Annotated in this window: 23 protein-coding genes; 12 read left to right on the top strand and 11 right to left on the bottom strand. The window is 60.4% G+C overall.

Going from position 1 to position 25,498, the window contains the following annotated elements; translation table 11 throughout:
* Window positions 1-7 precede the first annotated feature (7 nt).
* Entirely contained in the window at window positions 8-967 is a 960-nt protein-coding gene (locus AC1D2R_RS20865) for a GlxA family transcriptional regulator (protein WP_477970013.1), read from the bottom strand.
* A 93-nt stretch (window positions 968-1,060) separates the two neighbouring features.
* Between AC1D2R_RS20865 and AC1D2R_RS20860 the strand changes: the two genes are divergently transcribed.
* The 4 genes from AC1D2R_RS20860 to soxG are packed head-to-tail and all read left to right on the top strand — an operon-like array spanning window position 1,061 to window position 6,101.
* Window positions 1,061-2,311, top strand: a complete 1,251-nt coding sequence (locus AC1D2R_RS20860; RefSeq protein ID WP_477970011.1) for a sarcosine oxidase subunit beta family protein — start codon at window positions 1,061-1,063, stop codon at window positions 2,309-2,311.
* Between the two features lie 25 nt (window positions 2,312-2,336).
* Complete coding sequence (locus tag AC1D2R_RS20855) at window positions 2,337-2,615, top strand: sarcosine oxidase subunit delta (RefSeq protein ID WP_477970009.1); 279 nt, start codon at window positions 2,337-2,339, stop codon at window positions 2,613-2,615.
* Window positions 2,612-5,575, top strand: a complete 2,964-nt coding sequence (locus tag AC1D2R_RS20850; protein WP_477970007.1) for a sarcosine oxidase subunit alpha — start codon at window positions 2,612-2,614, stop codon at window positions 5,573-5,575. Before AC1D2R_RS20855 ends, AC1D2R_RS20850 begins: the two co-directional genes overlap by 4 nt.
* Window positions 5,568-6,101, top strand: a complete 534-nt coding sequence (gene soxG / locus AC1D2R_RS20845; RefSeq protein ID WP_477970005.1) for a sarcosine oxidase subunit gamma family protein — start codon at window positions 5,568-5,570, stop codon at window positions 6,099-6,101. The genes AC1D2R_RS20850 and soxG overlap by 8 nt, the downstream gene beginning before the upstream one ends.
* 205 nt (window positions 6,102-6,306) lie before the next feature.
* Here the strand turns inward: soxG and AC1D2R_RS20840 are convergent, their stop codons facing one another.
* Together AC1D2R_RS20840 and AC1D2R_RS20835 are read right to left on the bottom strand one after the other, a co-directional pair.
* Window positions 6,307-7,017, bottom strand: coding sequence for a response regulator (locus tag AC1D2R_RS20840; protein ID WP_477970003.1), 711 nt, complete (start codon window positions 7,015-7,017; stop codon window positions 6,307-6,309).
* Entirely contained in the window at window positions 7,014-8,252 is a 1,239-nt protein-coding gene (locus AC1D2R_RS20835; RefSeq protein ID WP_477970001.1) for a GAF domain-containing sensor histidine kinase, read from the bottom strand. The genes AC1D2R_RS20840 and AC1D2R_RS20835 overlap by 4 nt, the downstream gene beginning before the upstream one ends.
* A 240-nt stretch (window positions 8,253-8,492) precedes the next feature.
* Here AC1D2R_RS20835 and AC1D2R_RS20830 point away from each other — a divergent pair, with 240 nt between their 5' ends.
* From AC1D2R_RS20830 to AC1D2R_RS20810, 5 genes are all read left to right on the top strand, one after another.
* A complete protein-coding gene (locus AC1D2R_RS20830) occupies window positions 8,493-9,500 on the top strand; it encodes a substrate-binding domain-containing protein (RefSeq protein WP_477969999.1) in 1,008 nt (335 codons plus the stop codon).
* A gap of 87 nt (window positions 9,501-9,587) precedes the next feature.
* Window positions 9,588-11,048: an ATP-binding cassette domain-containing protein gene (locus AC1D2R_RS20825; protein WP_477969997.1), complete on the top strand. Its 1,461-nt coding sequence runs from the start codon at window positions 9,588-9,590 to the stop codon at window positions 11,046-11,048.
* Window positions 11,045-11,986: an ABC transporter permease gene (locus tag AC1D2R_RS20820; protein WP_477969995.1), complete on the top strand. Its 942-nt coding sequence runs from the start codon at window positions 11,045-11,047 to the stop codon at window positions 11,984-11,986. Before AC1D2R_RS20825 ends, AC1D2R_RS20820 begins: the two co-directional genes overlap by 4 nt.
* Window positions 11,983-12,930, top strand: a complete 948-nt coding sequence (locus AC1D2R_RS20815) for an ABC transporter permease (protein WP_477969993.1) — start codon at window positions 11,983-11,985, stop codon at window positions 12,928-12,930. Before AC1D2R_RS20820 ends, AC1D2R_RS20815 begins: the two co-directional genes overlap by 4 nt.
* A 36-nt stretch (window positions 12,931-12,966) precedes the next feature.
* Window positions 12,967-13,884, top strand: coding sequence for an SMP-30/gluconolactonase/LRE family protein (locus AC1D2R_RS20810; protein WP_477969991.1), 918 nt, complete (start codon window positions 12,967-12,969; stop codon window positions 13,882-13,884).
* An 83-nt stretch (window positions 13,885-13,967) separates the two neighbouring features.
* Here the strand turns inward: AC1D2R_RS20810 and glpK are convergent, their stop codons facing one another.
* From glpK to glpD, 8 genes are all read right to left on the bottom strand, one after another.
* Window positions 13,968-15,482 (bottom strand): glycerol kinase GlpK, encoded by a 1,515-nt coding sequence (gene glpK, locus AC1D2R_RS20805; RefSeq protein ID WP_477969989.1) that lies wholly within the window; start codon window positions 15,480-15,482, stop codon window positions 13,968-13,970.
* Window positions 15,483-15,634: 152 nt separating this feature from the next.
* Window positions 15,635-17,359, bottom strand: a complete 1,725-nt coding sequence (locus tag AC1D2R_RS20800; protein ID WP_477969987.1) for an ABC transporter substrate-binding protein — start codon at window positions 17,357-17,359, stop codon at window positions 15,635-15,637.
* Window positions 17,360-17,436: 77 nt separating this feature from the next.
* Window positions 17,437-17,718, bottom strand: coding sequence for a DUF2160 domain-containing protein (locus AC1D2R_RS20795; RefSeq protein WP_477969985.1), 282 nt, complete (start codon window positions 17,716-17,718; stop codon window positions 17,437-17,439).
* A 16-nt stretch (window positions 17,719-17,734) separates the two neighbouring features.
* Window positions 17,735-18,562, bottom strand: coding sequence for a carbohydrate ABC transporter permease (locus AC1D2R_RS20790; RefSeq protein WP_477969983.1), 828 nt, complete (start codon window positions 18,560-18,562; stop codon window positions 17,735-17,737).
* Between the two features lie 14 nt (window positions 18,563-18,576).
* The gene (locus AC1D2R_RS20785) at window positions 18,577-19,443 is read right to left on the bottom strand and encodes a carbohydrate ABC transporter permease (protein ID WP_477969981.1); all 867 of its coding nucleotides are present in this window, start codon (window positions 19,441-19,443) and stop codon (window positions 18,577-18,579) included.
* A gap of 3 nt (window positions 19,444-19,446) precedes the next feature.
* Entirely contained in the window at window positions 19,447-20,517 is a 1,071-nt protein-coding gene (locus tag AC1D2R_RS20780) for an ABC transporter ATP-binding protein (protein ID WP_477969979.1), read from the bottom strand.
* Window positions 20,518-20,528: 11 nt separating this feature from the next.
* On the bottom strand, window positions 20,529-21,605 hold the full coding sequence (locus AC1D2R_RS20775) for an ABC transporter ATP-binding protein (RefSeq protein WP_477969977.1): 1,077 nt from the start codon (window positions 21,603-21,605) through the stop codon (window positions 20,529-20,531).
* Window positions 21,606-21,650: 45 nt separating this feature from the next.
* On the bottom strand, window positions 21,651-23,168 hold the full coding sequence (gene glpD / locus AC1D2R_RS20770; protein WP_477969975.1) for a glycerol-3-phosphate dehydrogenase: 1,518 nt from the start codon (window positions 23,166-23,168) through the stop codon (window positions 21,651-21,653).
* Between the two features lie 502 nt (window positions 23,169-23,670).
* Here glpD and AC1D2R_RS20765 point away from each other — a divergent pair.
* The 3 genes from AC1D2R_RS20765 to AC1D2R_RS20755 all read left to right on the top strand — a co-directional run bounded on the left by AC1D2R_RS20765 (window position 23,671) and on the right by AC1D2R_RS20755 (window position 25,496).
* Entirely contained in the window at window positions 23,671-23,793 is a 123-nt protein-coding gene (locus AC1D2R_RS20765) for a hypothetical protein (RefSeq protein WP_477969973.1), read from the top strand.
* Window positions 23,794-24,084: 291 nt separating this feature from the next.
* Window positions 24,085-24,753 (top strand): GntR family transcriptional regulator, encoded by a 669-nt coding sequence (locus AC1D2R_RS20760; RefSeq protein WP_477969971.1) that lies wholly within the window; start codon window positions 24,085-24,087, stop codon window positions 24,751-24,753.
* Window positions 24,754-24,821: 68 nt separating this feature from the next.
* On the top strand, window positions 24,822-25,496 hold the full coding sequence (locus AC1D2R_RS20755; protein WP_477969969.1) for a GntR family transcriptional regulator: 675 nt from the start codon (window positions 24,822-24,824) through the stop codon (window positions 25,494-25,496).
* The last annotated feature ends 2 nt before the right edge of the window (window positions 25,497-25,498 follow it).

Here is a 25,498-nt window from a genome sequence, read left to right as displayed (position 1 = left end):
GAAAGTGTTATTGCCTGACGCTTTTGGGCGTCTGACCGAAGACCTTCTTGAAACAGTTGGAAAAATGGGCCGCACTCGAGAAGCCCGTGGCATAGGCGATTTCGGATATCGATAGCGGGCTCTGCTCCAGCAGGCGACGGGCATGGCTCAATCGAATATCGCGATATGTGTCCGAAAATGTCGACTGCCGATGCTCCCTGAACAGCCGGTCGAGATGCCTGGAACTGATACCGGCAAGTCTCGCCAACGAGGACCGGTCGAGCGGCTTCTCGATTGTGGTTTCCATCGCCTCGAGAATGCTGAGCAGCGCGGCGTGGTTCGTGCCGAAACGTTCCGCAGCCGAGCCACGCTGAGGAGCCGAGGGCTCGGCAACGGCTGTGTGCAGATACCAGTCGCTTACCCTCCTGGCAAAGTCACCCCCCATCCGCTCCGCGATCATGGCGTGCATCATATCCAGTGGGGCCACGCCACCACCGCAGGTTATGCGGCCTCCGTCGATCACGAAGCGCGCCTGGCGCGGAGCGAGATGCGAAAACGCCTCCTTCAGGACGGGAGCATGTTCCCAGTGGATGGTGAAGTCGTGATTGTTCAGGAGACCCGCCTCCGCCAGGACATATGACCCGCTGGAGATCCCTCCAATCCTGACGCCCTGCCGCGCGAGCCTTCGAAGCCCCGGATGAAGGGCCGAGGTACCTGTCCAGTCGGCCGGTCCGCCGCCTGCACAGACAAACACCGTGTGGCAGCCGTCCCCGTGCGCAGCGAAATCGTCGCAGGCAACCTCGACACCCGAGGAACTCGCAACCGACGACGCGCCAGGCGACAGTGGCAAGATCTCGTACAATGGCCGACCGGCGAGCAGATTTGCAGCGCGCAACGGTTCGATTGCCGATGCGTAGCTCATCAGCGCAAAGTTCCTGACCAGGATGAAGCCGATGCGCTGGAGGGTTCTGGTGTCCGAGATGGTCATGTCTCACTGTTATCTGAAAATGGCTCATTTGCGCAATGACGAGAGCGACGCTCATGATAGGTGTTGTCTGCATTTTTCAAGGACGCAGCAGCCATGCGCTACTCAGCTCTATCGGTATTCCTCAATGGCCTGCGCGCCAACAAGGGTTGGCAGCCTGTTTGGCGCCAGCCACAGCCGAAACCCCACTATGACGTCATTATAGTCGGTGGCGGCGGACACGGTCTGGCGACCGCCTACTATCTCGCGAAGGAATTCGGCGTTACCAACGTAGCCGTCCTCGAAAAGAGCTATATCGGCTCGGGCAATGTCGGCCGGAACACCACCATCATTCGCTCCAACTACCTGCTTGCCGGCAACAATCCATTCTATGAACTCTCGATGAAGCTGTGGGAGGGACTGGAGCAGGACTTCAACTTCAATGCCATGGTCTCGCAGCGCGGGGTTCTCAACCTCTTCCATTCTGACGCGCAGCGTGACGCCTATACGCGTCGCGGCAACGCCATGCGCCTGCATGGTGTCGATGCCGATCTGCTCGATCGCGCTGCCGTGCGCAAGATGCTCCCATTCCTCGACTATGAAAACGCGCGCTTTCCCATACAGGGAGGCCTTCTGCAGCGCCGTGGTGGCACCGTGCGCCATGACGCAGTCGCCTGGGGTTATGCGCGCGGGGCAGATATGCGCGGCGTCGATATCATTCAGGGCTGTGAGGTTACGGGGATCCGGCGTGAGAATGGCCGGGTGGTCGGGGTCGACACGACGAAAGGATTTATCGGCTGCGGGAAGCTGGCACTGGCTGCAGCCGGCAACTCGTCCCGTGTCGCGGAGATGGCCGACATGAAACTCCCGCTGGAAAGCCACGTGCTTCAGGCCTTTGTCTCCGAAGGGCTGAAGCCATTCATTGACGGTGTTGTGACATTCGGTGCTGGCCACTTTTACGTGTCGCAGTCAGACAAGGGCGGTCTGGTGTTCGGTGGCGACATCGACGGATACAATTCCTACGCCCAGCGTGGAAATCTCGCGACCGTGGAGCATGTCGCCGAAGCGGGCAAGGCGATGATACCAGGCCTTTCACGCGTGAGGGTATTGCGATCCTGGGGTGGCATCATGGACATGTCCATGGATGGCTCCCCCATCATCGACAGGACACCGATTGATAATCTCTATCTCAACGCGGGCTGGTGTTACGGCGGGTTCAAAGCGACGCCTGCGTCAGGCTATTGCTTCGCACATCTTTTGGCGCGCGGCGCGCCACACGAAACCGCCAGGGCATTCCGGCTCGATCGCTTCGAACGCGGCTATCTGCTCGACGAAAAAGGTATGGGCGCGCAGCCCAATCTTCACTGAAGGCACGACCAAGGAAAAAGAGAAGATGGCAAGTCTCGTCCCCTGCCCGCACTGCGGAAGAAGACCGAAAGAAGAGTTCACGATCAAGGGCGCCGTCTTGAAGCGCCCGAGCGCGGATGCCGAGCCAGGAAACTGGATTGACTACGTCTATCTGCGCGACAATCCACGCGGATCCTATGCGGAATACTGGCACCATACCTCCGGCTGCCGGCGCTGGCTGGTGGTGACGCGCGACACGTCCAGCCATGAAATTGAAGCCAGCCGCGATGCGGCGCACGGACAAGAGGCGGGCGTTCAGTCATGACATCCTACCGTTTGCCCAGAGGCGGCCTGATCGACAGAATTGCGCCGCTTTCCTTCACCATCGATGGCAAAGCCTTGCACGGTTTCCAAGGCGACAGTCTGGCATCCGCGCTGTTGGCCAACGGAAGGCAGCTTGTCGGGAGGAGTTTCAAGTATCACCGGCCACGCGGCATCCTCACCGCCGGTTCAGCCGAACCCAACGCACTCATGACTATCGGGCGTGGCGGCCGCAGGGAGGCCAACACCCGAGCAACGATGCAGGAGCTCTATGACGGACTTGAAGCGACAAGCCAGAACCGGTGGCCCTCGCTCACCTTCGACATTGGCGCGGTCAACAGCCTGCTGTCGCCATTCCTCAGCGCCGGCTTCTACTACAAGACCTTCATGTGGCCCGCTGCTTTGTGGGAGAAGCTATACGAGCCTTTCATCCGCCGCGCTGCGGGCCTTGGCAAGGCGAGTTACGAGACTGACCCGGACACCTATGAAAAGACCTGGGCGCACTGCGACCTTCTGGTGATCGGTGCCGGTCCGGCGGGTCTGACAGCAGCACTTTCGGCCGCGCGTTCCAAAGCACGCGTAATCCTCCTCGACGAGCATTCTTCCGTCGGCGGTTCACTTCGCTCGGAGACCGCTTCGATCGATGGGAGGCCGGCTGCAGAGCTCGCAAATCGCATCCTTTCCGAGCTCCAGTCCCTCCCGAACGTCCAGGTGCTGACCAGGACGACCGCATTTGGCTGGTACGACGGCAACGTGTTTGGAGCCGTCGAGAGAGTGCAGAAGCATATCCTGCATCCGGCCGACAACGTGCCGCTGGAGCGGCTCTGGCGTATCGTCGCAAAACGTGCGTTGCTGGCAACAGGGGCGGAAGAACGCCCGCTTGTGTTTGGCGGCAACGACATTCCTGGCGTCATGATGGCAACGGCCATGCGCACCTACCTCAATTGTTACGCTGTCGCGCCCGGAAAGGCGACTGCCGTCTTTACCACCGACGACAGCGGCTACGCGCTTGCCCGTGATCTGGAGACCGCCGGCACCGAGGTTGCTGCAATTATCGACAGCAGAACAGAGATATCGGTTGCCTACTCCGGCCGCGCCCGGCTGATCAAGGGAGCGACGGTGTCGAACGCACGCGGCCGTCAGCAACTGTCTGCAATCGAGATCTGGCAGGACGGTCGCATCGAAAAGCTGAGCGTCGATGCCCTTGCCATGGCCGGAGGCTTCAATCCCATCATCCATCTCGCATGCCATCGCAGCGGAAAACCTGCCTGGTCCGAGCAACACGGCGCGTTCCTGGCACCGGCGAACCTGCACGGCCTTGCCATTGCCGGAGCCGCGGCAGCAACGTGTGGCCTCGCCAACTGCCTCGCCGATGGTGCGCGCCTCGGCGCAGCACTTGCTGTCGAACTGGGCTTTTCGGCGCATGCCGCCGAACTCGGGGCTGTCGAGGGTGATATTGTCTCGCCTGCAGCCAAACCGGTTTGGCGCATACCTGGCGTCACGAGCAAGGCGTTTGTCGACTTTCAGAACGACGTCCACCGTAAGGATCTGGGTCTTGCGGTACAGGAAGGCTACGACCACGTTGAGCTTGCAAAGCGCTACACGACAACCGGCATGGCCACGGACCAGGGCAAGCTCTCCAATGTCAATGCCATCGGGCTTCTTGCAGAAGCACGGGGGGTCTCACCCGCCGAGGTGGGCACGACGACCTTTCGACCTTTCTACACACCGGTATCGTTCGGCGCGCTGACCGGAATGCACAGCGGCCACCATTTCCAGCCCGTTCGCAAATCGCCGCTGCATGACTGGGCCAACAAGAACGGTGCCATTTTTGTCGAGACAGGACTCTGGTATCGGTCCTCCTGGTTCCCGCGCGCGGGCGAGACAACATGGCGCCAGAGCGTTGATCGAGAAGTCATCAATGTCCGGACGAACGCTGGCATTTGCGATGTGTCGATGCTCGGAAAAATCGAGATCTGCGGCAAGGATGCCGCCGAATTCCTCAATCGGGTGTATTGCAACGCGTTTCTGAAGCTGCCTGTCGGAAAAGCGCGTTACGGGCTGATGCTTCGCGAAGACGGCATGATCTACGATGACGGTACGACGAGCCGGCTCGAAGAGGAGCGTTACTTCATGACCACCACGACAGCCTACGCTGCTGGCGTCATGAACCATCTCGAATTCTGCTCGCAGGCGCTCTGGCCGGAACTCGACGTTCGTCTGGCCTCCGTCACCGATCAATGGGCTCAGATGGCCGTTGCCGGTCCAAAGGCGCGGCTCATCCTGCAGCAGGCGATCGATGACGATATTTCCGATGCGGCATTCCCCTTCCTCGCAGCCAGGGAGATCTCGCTCTTTGCAGGAGCACTCCGCGGACGACTCTTCCGTATCTCGTTCTCCGGCGAACTCGCTTACGAGCTAGCGGTGCCGGCTGGCTATGCCGAAAGCGTTGCTGACGCATTGATGGACATTGGGCAGCAACACGGACTTCAAGCCTACGGCGTCGAAGCGTTGAGTGTTCTGCGTATCGAGAAAGGTCATGTCACCCACAACGAAATCAACGGCACGGTCGTCCCGGCTGACCTTGGCTTTGGCAGGATGGTTTCGATGTCCAAACCCGACTTTATCGGCAGAGCCATGGTCGGGCGCGAAGGCCTCATGTCGTCCGCGCGGCCAGCGCTCGTCGGCGTCGTGCCACTCGATCCCAGAGACAGCTTCCGTTCAGGCTCGCATATCCTCGGTAAGGATGCAGCGGCGACCCTTGAGAACGACCAGGGCTATATAACATCGAGTGCGTTTTCTCCGCATCTGGGGTCGACCATCGGCCTGGCTCTCGTAACCCGGGGCCTGGAACGACACGGCGAGGAGGTGGTCGTCTGGAACGGCCTTCGAAAGGAATTCACCGCAGCTCGTCTATGCAATCCGGTTTTCTTCGATCCTGAAAACGAGAGGCTTCATGTCTAAGCTCCGCGCCATTCACCGTTCCGCCCTTGGAGCCAGGCAAGCGATCATCGGCTCATCCGTCACTCTGTCGGCCCTTTCCGAGGGTACCGTCATTCATGTTTTGGCAAGTAGGGTCGAAGGTGACATGCAGCCGCTTCTGTCCACGCTAGCCGGCGACAAGCTGAATGCGGTTCGCTCCTTGGGACCTAACCAATGGCTTCTAGTGAGCGACGAACCGACGCCGCATGAGAAAATGGCCGCCTTGCTTGAAGGTCTCCAGCCTAGGGCAACGGGGGTAGATCAAAGCCATGGACGCGTTCGTATTCTTGTCCAGGGCACGAAGGCTGAACGTGTCCTGTCCAAGGGAACCGCCGTCGATTTGTCGCTGAATGAGTTTGCGATCGGACACTCGGCAAGCACGTTGATCGGCCACATTGCCGCCCATCTCACCCGCGTTGGTCAAGACGCGTTTGAGATCATCGTTTTGCGCGGCTTCGCCGAAAGCCTATGGGACGATCTGGCGCGCATGAGTGCCGAGTTTGCCTGAGATGTCCTGCAAAGCAGGACATGATTGACCCCGCACCGGTTCGGTCTTGCGGCACCCAAGGACCGCAAGGGTTGCGGATACGGAGATGTCACGTTGTCGACGCCTTGACGGTTCGGAACAATTGGTCGGCACGACCATCAGGAAGCGGCGGGCATAAGGGCCGCATGACCCACAGCTACCGATCGTGTAACTCGGATGGTCGCTGTCATTTCAGCTCGTCCTGAAGATCCCGTTCGGCCCGCTCAACGGCGCTCGCGTTCAGGACACGGCGCAGAAGCGCCACGGCCACGGCGCGCGTGCGAAGATTGTAGCGGCTCTCGACGTCGCCGACCTCCTGATACACGTCGAGCTTTTCATAGAGCTGCTGCAACCGGTTCTGAACGGTGCGCAGCGACAGCTTTTTCCGGCTTGCGATCGTCTTGTCTGTGAGTCCAAGCGCGACATCCACCAGGATCTCGTATTCGGCATCGGTCAGCCCGTGGCCGGAGGTGAGCCCCTTTTGCTGAATGCCGCGAACCTCGCGGTCGATCACGCATTGCGATTCCAGAAAGACGCTGCGCAACGCAAGCTTCAGGCGCTCGTCAGAAGTGGATTTCAGCACGTAGCCGTAGGTCGCTCCCTCGGGAACGATCCGCGACACGCCGCGAACATATGCCTCGTCCGAGTAGTTCGACCAGAACAGGATCTTGGTGTCCGGCCGTTCTCTCCAGATCGTGCGGGCGGCCTCGATGCCGTTGCGCTCGCTCATCTGCAGGTCCATCACGACGAATTCGGCGCGCACGTTGCGCGCTTGGATTTCTCCCAGCCTGCCGTTTTCCGTCTCCATGACGGCTTCGCATTCGGGAAGCGCCGACCGCACCGCCTCGCTGAGGTAGGAACGATGCAGTGCATCGTCCTCGACGATCAGAACCTTCATTCCGCCGCCTCCGCTCTTGGCGTCCGCCTCAGCGGCAGCGTCACTTTCACGGCCGTTCCGCGCCCACCGGCACTGCTCGCGATTTCAAACTTTGCAGAGATGAGGCGCGCACGCGTCTTCATGTTGTCTATGCCGTGACCAGAAAGGTCGCGACCGCACTCCAGCCCCTCGCCGTCATCGCGGACTTCGATGGAAAATGCCTGGTGATCAGACAGCAGTGTCACGACCACGTTTTCCGGCTGTCCGTGGCGGATCGCATTGTTGACGGCCTCCTGCACGATCCGGAACAGCGCTGTTGCCACCGTTCTGTCCAGGTGGGCGAGATCATCGCCGGCATCGTCGATTACCTGCCAACGAACAGGAAGGCCACTTTCCCGCACCGACCGTTCGAGATGGTTTTCGATCGCTTCGGCGACCCCAAAAAGCTGGAGGACCGTCGGTTTTGCTTCCTCGATGATTTGACGCAGGTCGTGCATGCATTGCTGCAAGGCCCGGCAGAACGGTTCCAGCGCATCGCCCTGTACCGTGGAAAGACCAGTCAACCGTTCCATGCGGCGGGTCAGCCTCGTAAGGTCGGCCAAGGTTTGGTCATGCAGGTCCATGCCGATCCGCTGGCGTTCGCCCTCCAGCGCTTCAGTCAGCTTCAGCGCCCCCAGCCGCAATCCTTCCTCGCGGGCACGCGCCTCCGTTTCGATAACCGCCGACCGCTTCGCCTGCTCGGCGGCTCTCAGCGCAAAGAAATAGGGAGCCAGAAGATCGGCAACCGCTCGGGCCTTCTCCACATCTTCCATCGTGTACCGGTCGCGCTGCCGCGACGAGCAGCTCAACGCCCCGATCACATCGCCTTGCGCCTTGAGCGGAACATGGACACGGCTATGCAGGGAAAGCGCGATAATCGGGCTGGAGAAGGCACCCTCAAAATGGAACCGCGGATCGCTGCAGGCATCCGCGGCCAGCAGGAAATCGACCTCGCCGGCCAATAGCGTCCTGATCGGGCTGCTGCTCAGCAGGGCCGGAGGGTGCTTGCTCCACGCGGTTTCGAGACCGCTTTCATAGGCGATATGATATTTCCCGTGGACCATCTTGATGCAGACATCGAGATGGTCGTGCGGAATGACATGGCTGACCTCCTCGGCCACCGCCTTGATGATCGCGTTGAAATCGAGTTGACCCGCCAGAAGCCTGGAGATGCCGAGATAGCGTTCGAACAGCGAATTGCGCGCCAGATCGATCATGCTTGGACCTCCTCCCGGTTCCTTGTCATCATTTAGCGCCAGCTTTTGAAGCTTGTCCTGCGGGAACCCGCAGATCGTTGACGGGCACCCGCAAAGGGCGTGCTTGTATGCGCCTATACAAGGTGAAAATTCTCCTCCATTCTCGATTTACTGAGCAAGAAGGCTCAGGGCAATATTTATCTCCGGAAAACCGTTGAGGAGCGGCCCGGAGGTAAGCAGGGAGCTTTTTGGGAGGAAAACATGACCATCAGAATGATGCTTGCGGCATCCGTTGCCGTCGCTTGCCTTGGCGGCACGGCACTGGCCGACACGTCGTCCAAGAAAATCGCACTTTCCAACAACTATGCCGGCAATTCCTGGCGTCAGGCGATGCTGACCAGTTGGGACAAGATCACCAAGGAAGCCGTCGCAAAGGGCTTGGTCGCTGCTGCCGATCCGTTCACGACGGCCGAGAACCAGGCCACCGAACAGGCTGCCCAGATTCAGAACATGATCCTGCAGGGCTATGATGCAATCGTCGTCAACGCAGCCTCGCCGACGGCGCTGAATGGTGCGATCAAGGAAGCCTGCAATGCGGGCATCACGGTCGTCTCTTTCGACGGCATCGTCACCGAGCCCTGCGCCTGGCGCATTGCCGTCGACTTCAAGGCCATGGGCGAAAGCCAGATCGACTACCTCGCCAAGAAGCTGCCCAATGGCGGCAATCTGCTGGAAATCCGCGGCCTTGCAGGCGTATCCGTCGACGACGAGATCCATGCCGGCATCGAGGCCGGCGTCAAGAAGAACCCGCAGTTCAAGGTGGTCGGTTCGGTGAACGGTGACTGGGCGCAGGACGTTGCCCAGCGTGCCGTCGCCGGCATCCTGCCGAGCCTGCCGGAGGTTGCAGCCGTGGTGACCCAGGGCGGCGACGGATATGGCGCGGCCCAGGCTTTCGCCGCCGCCAAGCGCCCCACGCCGACGATCGTCATGGGCAACCGTGAGGACGAACTCGTCTGGTGGAAGCAGCAGAAGGACCAGGGCGGCTACGAGACCATGTCGGTCTCCATCGCGCCGGGCGTCTCGACGCTTGCTTTCTGGGTCGCCCAGCAAATCCTCGACGGCAAGGAGGTCAAGAAGGACCTCGTGGTACCGTTCCTGAGGATTGATCAGGGCAATCTCGAAGACAACCTCAAGAACACCCAGAAGGGTGGCGTGGCGAATGTTGAATATTCGCTCGAGGATGCCCAGAAGGCGATCGCCACCAAGTAACGGCGCCTCCCGAGTGCCGGGACGAAAACGGGCTCTCCTGGCCCCGTCCCGGCATGACGACCAGACAGACGAACCGATAGCGATCGCATGACCGAAACCCTGAAGCGAGAAGAGGTGGTGGCCGCCCGGGCCATCAAGGTGAAGTTTGGCGCCGTCAAGGCGCTGGACGGTGCCGACCTCGTCATCCACGCCGGCGAATGTGTCGGGCTCGTCGGCCACAATGGTGCCGGTAAGTCGACCATTGTCAACGTCATCAATGGCGGGCTTTCCCCGCATGAAGGCTCGCTGACCTACGGCGGCCGCGAAACCCACGGCATATCAGCCGCTCGCGCCAGCGGCGTACGCTGCGTCTTTCAGGAATTGTCGCTCTGCCCCAATCTGACGGTCCATGAGAACGTCAGGATTATGCACGCGGAACTCAAGGGCTGGAATTGGCGTAGGCGCGCTTCCGCTTTGGTAAAGGACCAGCTGGAAAGGATCTTTCCGGGCCATGCGATCGACTGCGAGAGCGCAGTCGATGACCTGTCGATTGCGGAGCGGCAGATGGTGGAAATCGCCATCAGCTTCGGCGGCCTGGGCAACAGGCCAAAACTGGTCATTCTCGACGAACCGACCTCCTCGCTCGATGCCGGGCTTGCGGCACAACTGATGGCCTATATCCGCACGTTCGTCGCACAAGGCGGCTCGGTCCTGCTGATCTCGCATATTCTCGGCGAAATCCTGTCCACCTCCGATCGGATCCTGGTGATGAAGGACGGTCGGGTGGTGGCCGATCGCGCTGCGAAGGAATTCAACACCCGCAGCCTCGTCGAGGCGATGGGCAGCGTGGTTCGCGAGCGGGAATGGACGCGTGCCGCCACCGCGAGAGCCGGCGCGCCGCTCCTGTCCATGCCGCCGCGGCGCGGTCATGGCCTTCCCTTCGAAGCTTATCGCGGCGAGATGATCGGGCTTGCTGGTCTGGGCGGCCACGGCCAGACCGACGCACTTCTCGACCTCTATCTTGCCCGCAACGGCAACTGGTGGCCGCGGCAAGAGCGCGATATCGCCTTCGTCGCGGGCGACCGCAGCCTCAACGGCACATTTCCATTGTGGAGCATCCTGAAGAACCTATCGATCGCCTCGCTCGGCCAGCTGTCTCGCAACAGGATGGTCGACGACAGCAAAGAGGATATGCTCGGGGCGAGCTGGAAAAAGCGGATCGAGATCCGAACGCCGGATATGCACAACCGCATCCTGTCACTTTCGGGCGGCAACCAGCAGAAAGTCCTTTTTGCCCGCGCGCTGGCGACGACCGCCGGCATCGTCCTGATGGACGACCCGATGCGCGGCGTCGATATCGGCACCAAGCAGGAAGTATACGAGATCCTCCGCTCGGAAGCGGCCACGGGCCGCACCTTCGTCTGGTATTCAACGGAAATGGACGAGATCCGTCTCTGCGACCGGGTCTATGTCTTCCGCGAAGGCGCGATCGTAGCCGAGCTTATGGGCGACGATATCAGCGAAAAGAACGTGCTATCGGCCTCCTTCAGCGAAGGAGAAGCGGCATGAAGCTCTCATCGGGCACCATCCGCTTAATCATTCCTGCTGCCTCGTTGGGACTCCTGCTCGCCGCCGTCTTTTACATGCAGCCGCGGGCCATGAGCTATACGGGCTTGAACCTCCTCTTCAACCTGGCCGTGCCGATCGCGCTTGCGACCATCGCCCAGATGCTGATCATGTCCGTCAACGACCTCGACCTGTCGATGGGCACGTTTGTCAGCTTTTCCGCCTGCGTGGCCGCCACCCTGTTGCAGACCTCGCCTTTTTTCGGCGTACTGATATTCATCGGTGCGATTGCCACTTACGCCGGCATCGGCGTGCTCGTTCATGTGCGCGAACTGCCATCGATCGTGGTCACGCTCGGGATGAGTTTCGTCTGGGGCGGGCTCGCTGTGCTCCTGCTCCCCTCCCCCGGCGGCACCGCACCTTCCTGGGCGCGCTCGGTCATGACGGCAAAGCCGCCGATCGTGCCGATGGCGATCGTCGCCAGCATCCTGATCGCCGCCGTCACCCATTACATCGTCATGCGCTCGTCCTTCGGCGTGCTGATGCGCGGTACCGGCGGCAATGATCGCTCGGTCGATCGAGCCGGCTGGTCGGTGATCGGCATCAGAGCCGCGACCTATGCGCTGGCGGGTTGCTTCGCCATCCTGTCCGGCATCGCGCTGGTCGGACTCACCACATCGGCCGACGCCAACATCGCGTTACGCTATACGCTTCTGTCGATCGCCGGCGTCATTCTCGGTGGCGGCGAATTCGTCGGCGGCAAGGTCTCCCCGATCGGCGCTGTCATCGGCGCCCTGACGCTGACCCTCGCCGGCTCCTTCCTTTCGTTCATGCGCATTTCGCCGGACTGGCAGATCGGTGCGCAGGGCGCCATCCTGGTTGCTGTGTTGGCGCTGCGCCTCGTCCTGAACCGGCTGGAGAAGCGGGAGAAACAACAATGATCCTGCAAAGGTTCCTCGTCGCAAAACCCTGGATCTGGTCGTTTGCCGCGACGATCACCGTCTGGATCATCACCGTGCTCTTCACCGGTGGCGCAAGTTCGTTCGGCCTGTCCCAGGCGGCGCTCACTTTCGCCGCCTTCTCCGTCATCGTGGGTATCGGCCAGATGTTCGTCATCACGCTGGGTCCCGGCAATATCGACCTGTCCGTACCCGCCACCATGACGCTGTCTGGCACGCTGGCGCTGAAGCTGATGGACGTACAGGACGGCATGGTCCTTGTCGGACTCCTCGCCTCGATCGGCATCGGCCTCGTCATCGGGCTCGGCAACTACGCCCTGATCAAGCTCCTGCGCATTCCGCCGATCATCGCCACGCTGTCGATGAGCTTCATCGTCCAATCTGTGGCCATCTGGAGCAATCGCGGCCTGCGCATCAAGCCGCCGGAAACGCTGGCGAGTTTCGCGACCTCGGGACTTTTCGGTTTTCCCAACATCGCACTGGTGGCCCTTGTTCTTTCCGCCCTCGCCTGGCTGCTTTTGGAAAAATCCATCTACGGCCGCTGGATCTCGGCGATCGGACAAAGCCGGTTCGCAGCCCGCATGGCGGGCATTCCCGTCGATGGAACACGGCTCGTCACCTACATGCTTTGTGCCGTGCTCGCTTCTGTCTGCGGTTACCTTCTCGCCAGCTTTTCCGGTGGTGCGGCGCTCAACATGGGATCGGAATACCTGCTGATGTCGATCGCGGTCGTGGTGATCGGCGGAACCGCGGTGGCCGGTGGCAACTCCAACGTCCCGGGCATCTGGGGCGCTTCGCTCTTTATGTTCCTGGTCGTGTCGATGCTCAACACCTACGGTTTCGGCGCCGGTTTCCGCCTCATCCTGACTGGCGTCATCATCATCGCCGTCATCCTGCTTGCCGGCGGACGGCGATCGAGCCGCTAGACGCCAGTTTCAAACAAGCCAATCGGACACAACACCATGCCGCAGACTTCATCCGACTACGAGATCCACGACGACCGTTTCCGGCACCTGATCGTTCCCAGCTCCGGTCTGGAGGAACTCTATTCCGATTGCCGCTGGGCCGAAGGCCCGGTCTGGTTCGGCGATCTCGGCTGCCTCGTCTTCAGTGACATTCCCAACCAACGCATGCTTCGCTGGGTCGACGGTGGCGGCGTCTCGACATTTCGCACGCCGTCGAATTTCGCCAACGGCAATACCCGCGACCGCCAGGGCCGGCTGATCTCCTGCGAGCACGGTGGCCGGCGTGTCACGAGAACCGAGATCGACGGCTCGATCACCGTGCTGGCCGACAGCTTTCAGGGCAAGCGCCTGAATTCACCCAACGACGTCGTGGTAAAATCCGACGGCAGCATCTGGTTCACCGACCCGACCTACGGCATCAAGTCCAATTATGAAGGCTATCGCGCCGATCCCGAACAGCCGACGCGCAATGTCTACAGGCTCGATCCCGCGACCGGCGAACTCAACGCCCTCGTCACGGATTTCGGGCAGCCCAACGGCCTCGCCTTTTCGCCCGACGAAAATATCCTCTATGTCGCCGATTCGTCATCCAGCCATGATGTCACCGCGCCGCGCCACATCCGCGCCTTCGACGTGGTGGACGGCCGGCGACTCGTAAACGATCGGGTGTTCTGCACTCTCGACATTGGCCTGCCGGATGGATTTCGCTTGGATGTCGGCGGCAATCTCTGGACAAGCGCTGGAGACGGCGTGCACTGCTTTTCGCCGCAAGGTGCTTTGCTCGGCAAGATAATGGTGCCGCAGACGGTTGCCAATCTCACCTTCGGCGGCCCAAGAGGAAACCGCCTTTTCATCACGGCAACCAGGTCATTGTACGCGGTGTACACTGCCACGAATGGCAGTTCTCTCGGGTAAACGCCGGCGGACCCAACCACAGGCGATCGCAAATCCCCCGGTTGTCGGCGCATAACAGTCAGTTGTGAGCGGGCGACACGGCGTCAAAAAGTCTGGGTGCCGAATTGGGCTCCGGACAATGTGCGCGACACCGCGTTGCGCCACCCGGCAATCTTGCTCTGGCGCACCCCGTCGGGCATGGACGGAAGAAACCGTCGGCTGCAATTCCATGCCTGCGCAAATTGCTGCCGCCCGGGCCACACGCCCGCCTTCGATCCTGCCAGCCAGGCAGCACCCAGCGCCGTTGTCTCGGGGACGGCGGAGCGGTCGACCGGATTAGCGACGACATCGGCAAGGCGTTGCATGGTCCAATCGGAAGCCGCCATGCCACCGTCTACGCGCAACACCGTTTCAATATGATGGTCACCCCAGTCCTTCCTCATTGCAACGAGAAGGTCCAGCGTCTGATATGCAACGGACTCGAGGACGGCATGCGCCAATTCGGCCGGGCCGCTGTTCCTTGTCAGACCAAAAATCGCGCCTCGCGCTTCGGGATCCCAGTATGGCGCGCCGAGGCCGGTGAAAGCGGGCACGACATAGACCTGCTGACCGGGATCGGCCCGCAGCGCCAGCGCGCCGCTTTCGGACGCATGCGAAATGATGCCGAGCCCGTCGCGCAGCCATTGCACGGCTGCACCCGCTATGAAAATCGATCCTTCCAGCGCGTAGGTAGTCTCGCCCGCCAGCCGGTAGGCGATTGTCGTCAGCATGCGGTTCGATGACATGACCCGGTCCCGACCGGTATTCAGCAGGGCGAAACAGCCAGTTCCATATGTCGATTTTATCATGCCCGGATCAAAGCAGGCGTTGCCGATGGCGGCGGCCTGCTGGTCGCCGGCAACGCCGAGGATCGGGATTGCCACTCCAAATATTCCGGCGTCTGTCGTTCCGAAATCGTGGGAACAGTCCTTGATCCGGGGGAGGACTGACGGTGGTATCCGCAAGACGCCGAGAAGCTCCTCGTCCCAGTCGCCTTCCGCGATGTTGTAAAGCATGGTTCTGGATGCATTGGTCGCATCAGTCGCATGAACCCGGCCGCCGGTAAGGTTGAAGATCAGCCAGCTGTCTACCGTACCGAAGCATACGTCTCCGGCTTCCGCGCGCTGGCGCAAGCCATCGACATTGTCGAGCAGCCAGCGCAGTTTCGTTCCCGAGAAATACGGGTCGAGCAAAAGCCCGGTCTTTTCTCGAACCAGCTTTTCATAGCCGTCGGCCTTGAGGCTGTCGCAGATTTCCGCTGTGCGCCTGTCCTGCCAGACGATCGCCTTGTGCAACGGTTGACCCGACTTGCGATCCCAGACAACTGTGGTTTCGCGCTGATTGGTGATACCGATCGCAGCGATTGCGGCCGGGGAAATGCCGGCACGCGCGATTGCCTGCCTCGCCGTGCTGACGACGCTCACCCATATCTCGCCAGGATCGTGCTCGACCCAACCCGGCTGAGGATAGGACTGTCTGATCTCCTCCTGCGCCGAAGCAATCATGCCCATTCCGACATCGAAGATGATCGCGCGCGACGATGTCGTACCCTGATCGATTGCGAGAATATAGCCGCTCATTACCTGCCTCGACTGAAAAAGTACCCCCCGCCGGCCGGTGAACCGGCAGGTCGTGCGATGCGCATCTGGAAAATGGTTGTGATACCGGCGGCAGCGTTGTGCGCCGCCGGCGTAGCGATTGGCCGGGACTTTGCCCCGGCCAAAGCAGTCGATCAGTTCGACTGCCAGCTCTTTACCAGTTCGTCGTAGTTGACGGTCACCGGCTTTTCTTTCTCGTTCTCGATCTTCAGCTGGGGAGCAAGGTTGCCCTTTGCGACCGCGTCCTTGTTCCAGTATTCGAGATCATGCTCCTCGGCGAGCTTCGGCCCGATATCGCCCTGAACCTTGGCGCGCTCCAGGCGCTGCAGGACCTTTTCCTGTTCCGAGCAAAGCGAGTCCATTGCTTCCTGCGGCGTCTTCGCGCCGGACGAAGCATCGCCAATTGCCTGCCACCAAAGCTGAGCGAGCTTCGGATAGTCAGGAACATTGGTACCGGTCGGCGACCACTGGACGCGGGCGGGCGATCGATAGAACTCGATCAGGCCGCCGAGGTTCGGAGCACGCTCGGTAAAGCTCTTGTCGCGAATGGTGGACTCGCGGATGAAGGTGAGGCCGACATGGCTCTTCTTCACATCCACCGTCTTCGACGTCACGAACTGCGCATAGAGCCACGCAGCCTTGGCGCGATCATCAGGCGTCGACTTCATCAGCGTCCAGGAGCCGACGTCCTGGTACCCGAGCTTCATGCCGTCCTTCCAGTAGACGCCGTGCGGGCTCGGTGCCATGCGCCACTTCGGCGTACCGTCCTCGTTGACGACCGGCAGGCCCTTCTTGACTGCATCGGCCGTAAAGGCCGTGTACCAGAAGATCTGCTGGGCGATGTTGCCCTGCGCCGGAACCGGACCGGATTCCGAGAAGGTCATGCCGCCTGCTTCCGGCGGAGCGTAGGCCTTGAGCCAGTCGAGATACTTCTGGATCGAGTAGACAGACGCCGGGCCGTTTGTGTCGCCGCCGCGCGCGACGCACGAGCCGACCGGACGGGAGTTCTCATCGACCTTGATGCCCCACTCGTCGACCGGAAGGCCATTCGGAAGCCCCTTGTCGCCGTTGCCGGCCATCGAAAGCCAGGCATCGGTGAAGCGCCAGCCGAGCGACGGGTCCTTCTTGCCATAGTCCATGTGGCCGTACACCTTCTTGCCGTCGATTTCGCGACCGGTGAAGAATTCAGCGATGTCCTCGTAAGCGGACCAGTTGACCGGAACGCCAAGATCGTAGCCGTATTTTGCCTTGAAGTCGGCCTTGTTCTTTTCGTCGTTGAACCAGTCGTAGCGGAACCAGTAGAGGTTCGCGAACTGCTGGTCGGGAAGCTGGTAAAGCTTCTTGTCAGGCGCAGTCGTGAACTTCGTGCCGATGAAGTCGTTGATGTCCAGGCCCGGATTGGTGACGTCCTTGCCCTCATTCGCCATCCAGTCGGTCAGCGAGCGGGCCTGCTGGTAACGCCAATGGGTGCCGATGAGGTCGCTATCGTTGACGTAGGCGTCGTAGATGTTCTCACCGGACTGCATCTGCGTCTGCAGCTTTTCGACGACGTCGCCTTCGCCGATAAGGTCATGGCTGATCTTGATGCCGGTGATCGCCGTGAACGCGGGTGCCAGCACCTTCGATTCATATTCATGAGTGGTCAGCGTTTCTGAGACGACCTTGATATCCATGCCGGCAAAAGGCTTGGCCGCATCGACGAACCACTGCATTTCCTTTTCCTGGTCGGCACGGGAGAGCGTCGAGAGATCGCCTACTTCCTTGTCCAGAAATGTCTTCGCTTCGTCCATGCCGGCATAAGCGGAGCCCGCCATTGCGAGCAAGATGCCTGCTGTTGTCGCTAGTAAATGCCTTCGCATAATATCCTCCCAGGGTTTGCGATTGCAGTCTTCACGTCAGGCGGCCAGTACCCCCGGCCATCTGTATCTCCCTGCCCTTAGACGTAGCGGAAAACGCCAACGGCGTAGACTACGGCAAGGGCAAGAGCCCACCACAGGTTGGGCCCGACAAGGCCCAGCCATGCGAGATGAATGTACGCTGCACCGAGCAGCGATATGAAAAGCCGGTCTCCCCGCGTGGTCTCGAACCTGAGGATACCCACACGTGGAGAGCCGCCCGGCGCCAAATATTCCCAGACGCTCATGCCGATCAGCAGCATGAGAATCGTCAGAAAAAACAATGCGGTCGGCAACGTCCACGCCATCCAGGAAAAGTTCATGATTGGTCCTCCCTTGTCAGACGCGACCGAGCGCGAAGCCTTTGGCGATGTAATTTCGGACGAAATAGATGACGAGCGCGCCGGGAATGATGGTCAGCACGCCGGCTGCCGCCAGCACACCCCAGTCCATGCCCGAGGCGGAGACCGTTCGCGTCATGATCGCCGAGATCGGCTTTGCCGCAGTCGTTGTCAGTGTTCTGGCGAGCAGCAGTTCGACCCACGAAAACATGAAGCAGAAAAAGGCAGCCACACCGACGCCGGAAGCGACCAGCGGTATGAAGATCCTCACGAAGAAGCGTGGGAACGAGTAGCCGTCGATATAGGCCGTCTCGTCGATTTCCTTCGGAACGCCGGACATGAAGCCTTCCAGGATCCAGACCGCCAGCGGCACGTTGAACAGGCAATGGGCGAGCGCGACGGCAATATGGGTATCGATCAGGCCGAATGCCGAGTAGAGCTGGAAGAACGGCAGCGCGAAGACGGCCGGCGGCGCCATTCGGTTCGTCAGCAGCCAGAAGAACAGATGCTTGTCGCCGAGGAAACGGTAGCGCGAAAAGGCATAGGCCGCAGGCAGCGCCGCAAGCACCGAGATCACCGTGTTCATGACGACATAGGTGATCGAGTTGATGTAGCCGTTGTACCAGGACGGATCGGTGAAGATGACGGTATAGTTGCGAAGCGTCGGGTTGAGCGGCCAGAGCGAGAAGGTGCCGGTGATCTCGGCATTCTCCTTGAAGCTCATGTTGACCAGCCAGTAGATCGGCAGCAGCAGGAAGATGATGTAGATCGTCGAAACGAGCCAGGAGAAGCTGCCCGCAGGCTTGTATTTCATAGTCTGAGCCATGGTTTTCTCCTTTCTCACGCGTTCTCGTCGCCGATGGTCATCACGGTGTAGAAGACCCATGAGAGCAGCAGGACGATCAGGAAGTAGATGATCGACATCGCGGCCGCCGGGCCAAGGTCGAATTGGCCGACCGCCATCTTCACGAGATCGATCGAAAGGAACGTCGTGGAGTTGCCGGGGCCGCCGCCGGTGACGACGAAGGGTTCGGTGTAGATCATGAAGCTGTCCATGAAGCGCAACAGCACGGCGATGAGCAGCACGCGCTTCATCTTCGGCAACTGGATGTAGCGGAAGACCGACCAGCGCGAGGCGCCATCGATCTTGGCTGCCTGGTAGTAGGCATCCGGGATCGAGACCAGGCCGGCATAGCAAAGCAGCACGACGAGGCTTGTCCAGTGCCAGACATCCATGACGATGACGGTAATCCAGGCATCAATGGGGTCGCGGACGTAGTTGTAGTCGAGCCCGATCGCCTCGAGCGTATGGCCGAGCAGGCCGATGTCGACGCGGCCGAAGACCTGCCAGATCGTACCGACCACGTTCCATGGAATGAGCAGCGGCAGCGCCATCAGCACGAGGCAGACCGGCACGCCGAGCCCCTTCTTCGGCATGTTGAGTGCGATGAATATGCCGAGCGGAATCTCCAGCGCCAGGATGATCAGCGAGAAAGCGAGATTGCGCTGAAGTGCCGCCCAAAATCGGTCGGAATGCAGCGTCTGAACGAACCAGTCTGTACCGGCCCAGAAGAATTCGTTGTTTCCAAACGTATCCTGCACCGAATAGTTGACGACCGTCATCAGCGGAATGACCGCCGAGAACGCGACGAGCAGCAGCACCGGCAGAACCAAAAACCAGGCTTTGTTGTTCCAGGTCTTTTGCATGGCTCAAGCCTCCCTGCCGACGCGCCAGGAATTGGCGTAGATATTGATGGCTGCGGGATCGAAGGTGACGCGCGCGTCAGCGGGAATGTCCCAGTCCTCCGTCACGACGATGGCGAGCGGCTGTCCGGCAAAGCTTGCACGAACGATCTTCTGGCGGCCGATGTCCTCAACCCTGTTGATCGCCACCGGCATGCCTTCGCGCCCGATCCGGATGAATTCCGGGCGGATGCCGAGCTCCATCTTCGCACCGGCAGCGACCTTCGGCGCATAATCGAGCGATAGCGTTTCGCTGCCGATCGTCACGACATGTCCTGCCAGCGTCGCGGGAATGACATTCATGCCCGGAGAACCGATGAAGTAGCCGACGAAGGTGTGGCTCGGCCGCTCGAAGAGCTCGGCCGGTGTGCCGATCTGCACGATCTCGCCCTCGTACATGACCACAACCTTGTCGGCAAACGTCAGGGCCTCGGTCTGGTCGTGCGTGACGTAGACCATGGTGAAGCCGAACTGCTTGTGCAGGCGCTTCAGCTGCGAGCGCAGCACCCACTTCATGTGCGGGTCGATGACGGTCAATGGCTCATCGAACAGGATGGCGTTGACGTCATTGCGCACCAGCCCTCGCCCCAGCGAGATTTTCTGTTTCTGGTCGGCGGTCAGGCCCTGGGCCTTGCGCTTCGCCATCGCAGCGAGATCGATCATCTCAAGGATATCGCGGACGCGACGATCGACCTCAGGCTCGGCCACGCCGCGGTTGCGAAGTGGAAAGGCGAGATTGTCGTAGACCGTCATCGTGTCGTAGATCACGGGGAACTGGAAAACCTGCGCGATATTGCGCGCCTGCGTCGAAAGGTTCGTCACATCGTTGCCGTCGAACAGAATGCGGCCATGCGACGGCTGCAGCAGGCCGGAGATGATGTTGAGCAAGGTCGTCTTGCCGCAGCCGGACGGTCCGAGCAGCGCATAGGCGCCGCCGTCCCGCCATTCGTGATCGACTTCGCGAAGCGCGTAGTCCTTCTCCGACGTCGGGTTCGGCCCGTAGGCGTGGCGGATGTGGTCGAGCGTGATGCGTGCCATGTCCCTGCCCCTTACGCCTGTTTACCGGTCGCGATCGCGCGGCCGTCGGTGTCGAATGCCATCAGATGGCGGGTGTCCAGAAACACCTCGACGTCCGTATCCGGATCGATGTCGTGAATACCGTGAGCGAGCATGACCCAGCGCACCCCGTCGTAGTCCAGGTGCACGAAGCTCTCCGAACCGGTGATCTCCGAGATCTGCGTCCTCGCCCGCATCGGTGCCGCGTTCGGCGTCTGTGCCGCAAGCGCAAGGTGATGCGGGTGGAACGCCACGGTCACGGGACCGTCGGCCATGGTGGCGAGATGGGCGGGTACCGAAAGGATATCGGCTGCCTGCCGCTGGAACGTTCCGCCGGTCTTCACCACGTCAATGAAGTTGAGGGGCGGATCGGCGAAGGTTTTCGCCGTGATGAGATCTAGAGGGTTGCGATAGACGCTGATCGTCGAACCGAACTGCGTCACGCGACCTTCCGACAGCGTCGCCGTATTGCCGCCAAGCAACAGCGCCTCGGATGGCTCGGTGGTCGCATAGACGAAGATGGCGCCCGATTGCGCAAATATCTTCGGCAGTTCCGCGCGGAGTTCCTCGCGCAGTTTGTAGTCGAGGTTCGCCAGCGGCTCATCCATGAGCACCAGGCTTGCGTTCTTGACCAGCGCGCGGGCCAGCGCGGTGCGCTGCTGCTGGCCGCCTGAAAGACTGAGAGGCGTACGGTCGAGATAGGGTGTCAGCCGCATCAGCTCTGCGGCCTTTCGCACCTCGCGATCGATTGTCGCGGCATCCTTTCCGGCGATCCGCATCGGCGAAGCAATGTTTTCGTAGACCGAAAAGGCCGGATAATTGATGAACTGCTGGTAGACCATCGCGACATTGCGCTTCTGTACCGGCACGCCCGTGACATCGGCGCCGTCAAAATGGACGGAACCGCTTGTCGGACGGTCAAGCCCGGCCATCAGTCGCATCAGCGACGTCTTGCCGGAGAGCGTCGGCCCCAGCAGCACGTTCAGCGTGCCCCGTTCAAACGCAAGATTGGTCGCGTGGATGTGATGGTCCCCGCCCACCATCTTTGCGGCGTTCCGCAATTCAAGCATTCCTGTTCCCGTGCCTCCTCAACAGCGGGGACGACATGGCGCACCCTACCCGGCCATCTGAGCCGGTAGCGCAGCCATGTACTCCTCCAATAGTGCAGCCTGTTCCGTCGTCAGACGCAGGCCGTCCTTAGTTCTCCGCCAGAGCACGTCTTCCGCGCGCCTGGCCCATTCGTGATCAATCAGATAGCGAATTTCTGCCTCATAGAGGTCGCTGCCGAAACAGCGCCCGAGATTTTCCGTGCTGCTCGCCTGCCCCAAAAGAACCGCAGCCTTTGTGCCGTAGCGGCGGACCAGCCGGCGCGCATGCGCGTCTGCAAGGAAGGGATAGCGGCCCTTCAGCTTGCCTACCTCGGCTTCGTATCCCCTTGCGGCAAAATCGCCGCCCGGCAGGTGGCTCTTTGCCGTCCACGGCGCCCCTTTTGTACCGATTGCTGCGCCGATCTTTTCCAGCGCATGCTCGGAAAGCCGCCGGTAGGTTGTCAATTTGCCGCCGAAGACGTTGAGAAGCGGCGCACTGCCGCCCTCGCCTTCCACCTTCAGCACATAGTCGCGGGTCGCTTCCTGCGCCTTCGACGCGCCGTCGTCGAAGAGCGGCCGCACGGCCGAGTAGGTCCAGACGATGTCATCCGGCCGTACCGGTTCCTTGAAGTATTCGCTTGCGGCATTGCACAGATACGTCGTCTCCTCCTCGGAGATCTTCACGTCCTTCGGATCGGCGGTGTAGTCGCGATCGGTCGTGCCGATGAGCGTGAAGTCCTGCTCGTAGGGGATGGCGAAAATGATGCGGTTGTCCGGGTTCTGGAAAAAGTAGGCCCGGGGATCGTCGAACTTCTTCTTCACGACGATATGGCTGCCCTGGACGAGCCGGACATGATGCGCCTCGTTCTGTCCGAACGCTGCGCGAATGACATGATCAACCCAGGGTCCCGCCGCATTGACCAGCATACGAGCCTGAAAGGTCTGAGCCTGCCCTGTTCCTGCGTCAACCGTATCGATCGACCAGAGACCGTTCTCGCGATGAGCCGAAACCACTTTGGTCCGCGGCATGATCTGCGCACCGCGATCGGCCGCGTCGCGTGCATTGAGCACGACCATGCGAGCGTCGTCCACCCAGCCGTCCGAGTATTCGAAGGCCTTCTTAAACAGCGCCTTCAACGGCTTTCCAGCCGCGTCCCTGCGCATGTCGAGCACGGCAGTCGGCGGCAGCAGCTTGCGACCGCCAAGATGATCGTAGAGGAAAAGCCCGAGGCGGATGAGCCAGGCCGGGCGGATGCCTCCCTTGTGATAGGGCAGGACGAACCGCATCGGCCAGATGATATGCGGCGCCATCGCCCAGAGGATTTCGCGCTCCATCAATGATTCGCGCACCAAACGAAACTCGTAATGCTCGAGATAACGCAAGCCGCCATGAATGAGCTTCGTCGCGCCGGAAGACGTACCGGAGGCAAAGTCGTTCATCTCGGCCAGCGCCACCGAATAACCGCGACCAGCAGCGTCACGCGCGATTCCGCAGCCGTTGATGCCACCGCCGATAACAAAAAGATCGTGAATCTGACGGCCCACGTTCCCCCTCCGAGCCAGAAAATGCCGCACCGCAAAAATAGTGAGCGATTGCGAAAGTAAGCACACTTAAAACGAAGATTAAGCGAATGTCAAACGAATGTTTCTCGAGATCGAGCCATATAAACTGCTGATTCCGCACGAAACATCGATCGCCGCCACGATGGAGGCGATCTCCGAGGTCTACGAGATTGTGGTGGACGGATTTTACGACAGATCGGGCGCCGGTCCGTCACGGTGCGACGCTGCGCCACGGCAAAGGAAACTCACTTTATCGGGGCGGGTTTTCGATCAAAGGAGGTGGCACGAAAAAGGCCGCGCCCGTTGAGAGAACGGATCACTGAGATGCAGATGCCGATCGAGGGACAGTCTCCGCTTCCAGCCTTTCGGCTTATAGTGTTGGAGGATCTCGACAAGGGAGTTCGAAGCATGACCGACTGACCCTTTTGATTGCCATGTCGGCATCGGTGCAGGATTTGGACGGGAAGATGCTGCGGCTCTGGCCGTGCAAAGAGTGATCGACAGTCGCTGGATGGGGCCTTGGAACGCTGCCCGTGAGAACTCGCATGCGGTTGTCGAGGCGACGCGCAACTGGATGGTGATGTACGACTTGCCGACGACATTGTGATGATGTCGTCCTCGCCCCTCCGTTGAAGGTCAAGGCGATTGCCGACGCGGGACAGAAACCTGATCGTCTCAAAAGAACCGTATCAGTCGTGGTTGCATTTCGTGACGCTGCTCCAGCGCGCCCTTTCACCAACGTCAGTATCCGACAGTCGTCGTCGCCATGCGAAAGCGAGGCTCTGCCCAAACACAATCCTATGAGAAAATCGTTGGTGGCATTCAAGGAATGTCTGCTTGATTGAGATTGGCAAAACGCGATATATCCGATGATATAAGAAATACCAGAGACCCTTTAATGTCGCAGCAGATCCTGAGCGAGACCATTGCGGAGAGCAGCTATCGGCGAATCCGGGCCGATATCATTTTTGGGCGCTTGGCTCCCGGACAGAAATTGAAGCTGGAAAGCTTGAAGGAGTCCTACGAAACCAGCATCAGCACATTGCGGGAAGTCTTGAACCGGCTCTCCTCCGAGGGCCTTGTTCTTGCCGAGGGGCAAAAGGGTTTCGAAGTCTCTCCGGTGTCCGTTGCCGACCTCAAGGAGACGGCGGCACTCAGGCTTCTCCTTGAGACGCATGCACTGGAGCAGTCGTTCATGTACGGCGACGTGGAATGGGAGGCTCCCCTGGTCTCTGCCCACTACAAGCTCGCCCGGATGGAGAAGGTGATGGCATCCGGCGACACCAGCAGGGCGGAAGACTGGAAGCGCTACGACTGGGAGTTCCACCAGGCCTTGATAGCCGCCTGTGGATCGAAGCTGCTCATGGAGGCGCACTCGGTGATCTTCGACAGATACCTCAGATATCAGATGATCGCCCTGTCCTATCGCGGTGAGGTCGCAGCCAATGAACACCAGCAGCTCCTCGATGCGGCATTGCGGCGTGATGGAGAGACCGCCAAGCGGGTGCTTGCCCTGCACATACAAGGCGGCGTCGAACATGCGCTGGCGAGAGGAACGCTGAAATAATCCTCACACTTCTCTTCGTGCTCTAGGCGGGCGCACATCGACGGTATTTCGGCAAACCAGGAAAATCCATGCTCAAGCAAGTCCAAGATCCGGCTGAAACAGTAAGCGATGTCGTTTTTCGGCAGATACGCCAGGATATCATTTCCGGGACATTGCCGCCGGGAACCAAAATCAAGCTGGAGCAGGCCAAGGAGCGCTATTCCATCGGAATTTCCTCGCTGCGCGAAATCCTGAGCCGCCTGACCACGGAAAACCTCGTTGTCGCCGAGGGGCAGCGCGGCTTCGAAGTCAGTCCCGCGTCTCGGCGGGAACTCCTCGAACTTGCCGACCTCAGGATTGTACTCGAAACGCATGCGATCGGCCTTGCGTTTTCAGCGGGAAATCTCGAATGGGAGGGGAGGATCGTCGCCGCGCATCACAGGCTTGCTGCGGCTGAACGCAGGCTTCTGGCAGGCGATGTCTCGCGTACCGTCGACTGGGTGCGATACGACTGGGAGTTCCATCAGGCGATCGTCTCGGCCTGCAACTCCTCGACGCTGATGGCGACATTGTCGTCCGTATTCGACCGCTTTCTTCGCTACCACATGCTGGCCGAAAGCTTTCGCGGAAAACCTGTGGTCGATGACCATAAGCTTCTTTTTGAGCTTTCCATTCGACGTGACGTCGCAGGCGCGACGGACGTCGTCAGAAGGCACGTCCAGAGCGGCGTGGAGCATGTGCTCAAGAGCGGCCGGATCCTGTAAGT

Source organism: Rhizobium sp. P1_C7, assembly GCF_056406295.1.
The sequence above is the reverse complement of the archived record's forward strand: the minus strand, read 5'-3'. Positions and strand labels throughout refer to the sequence as shown.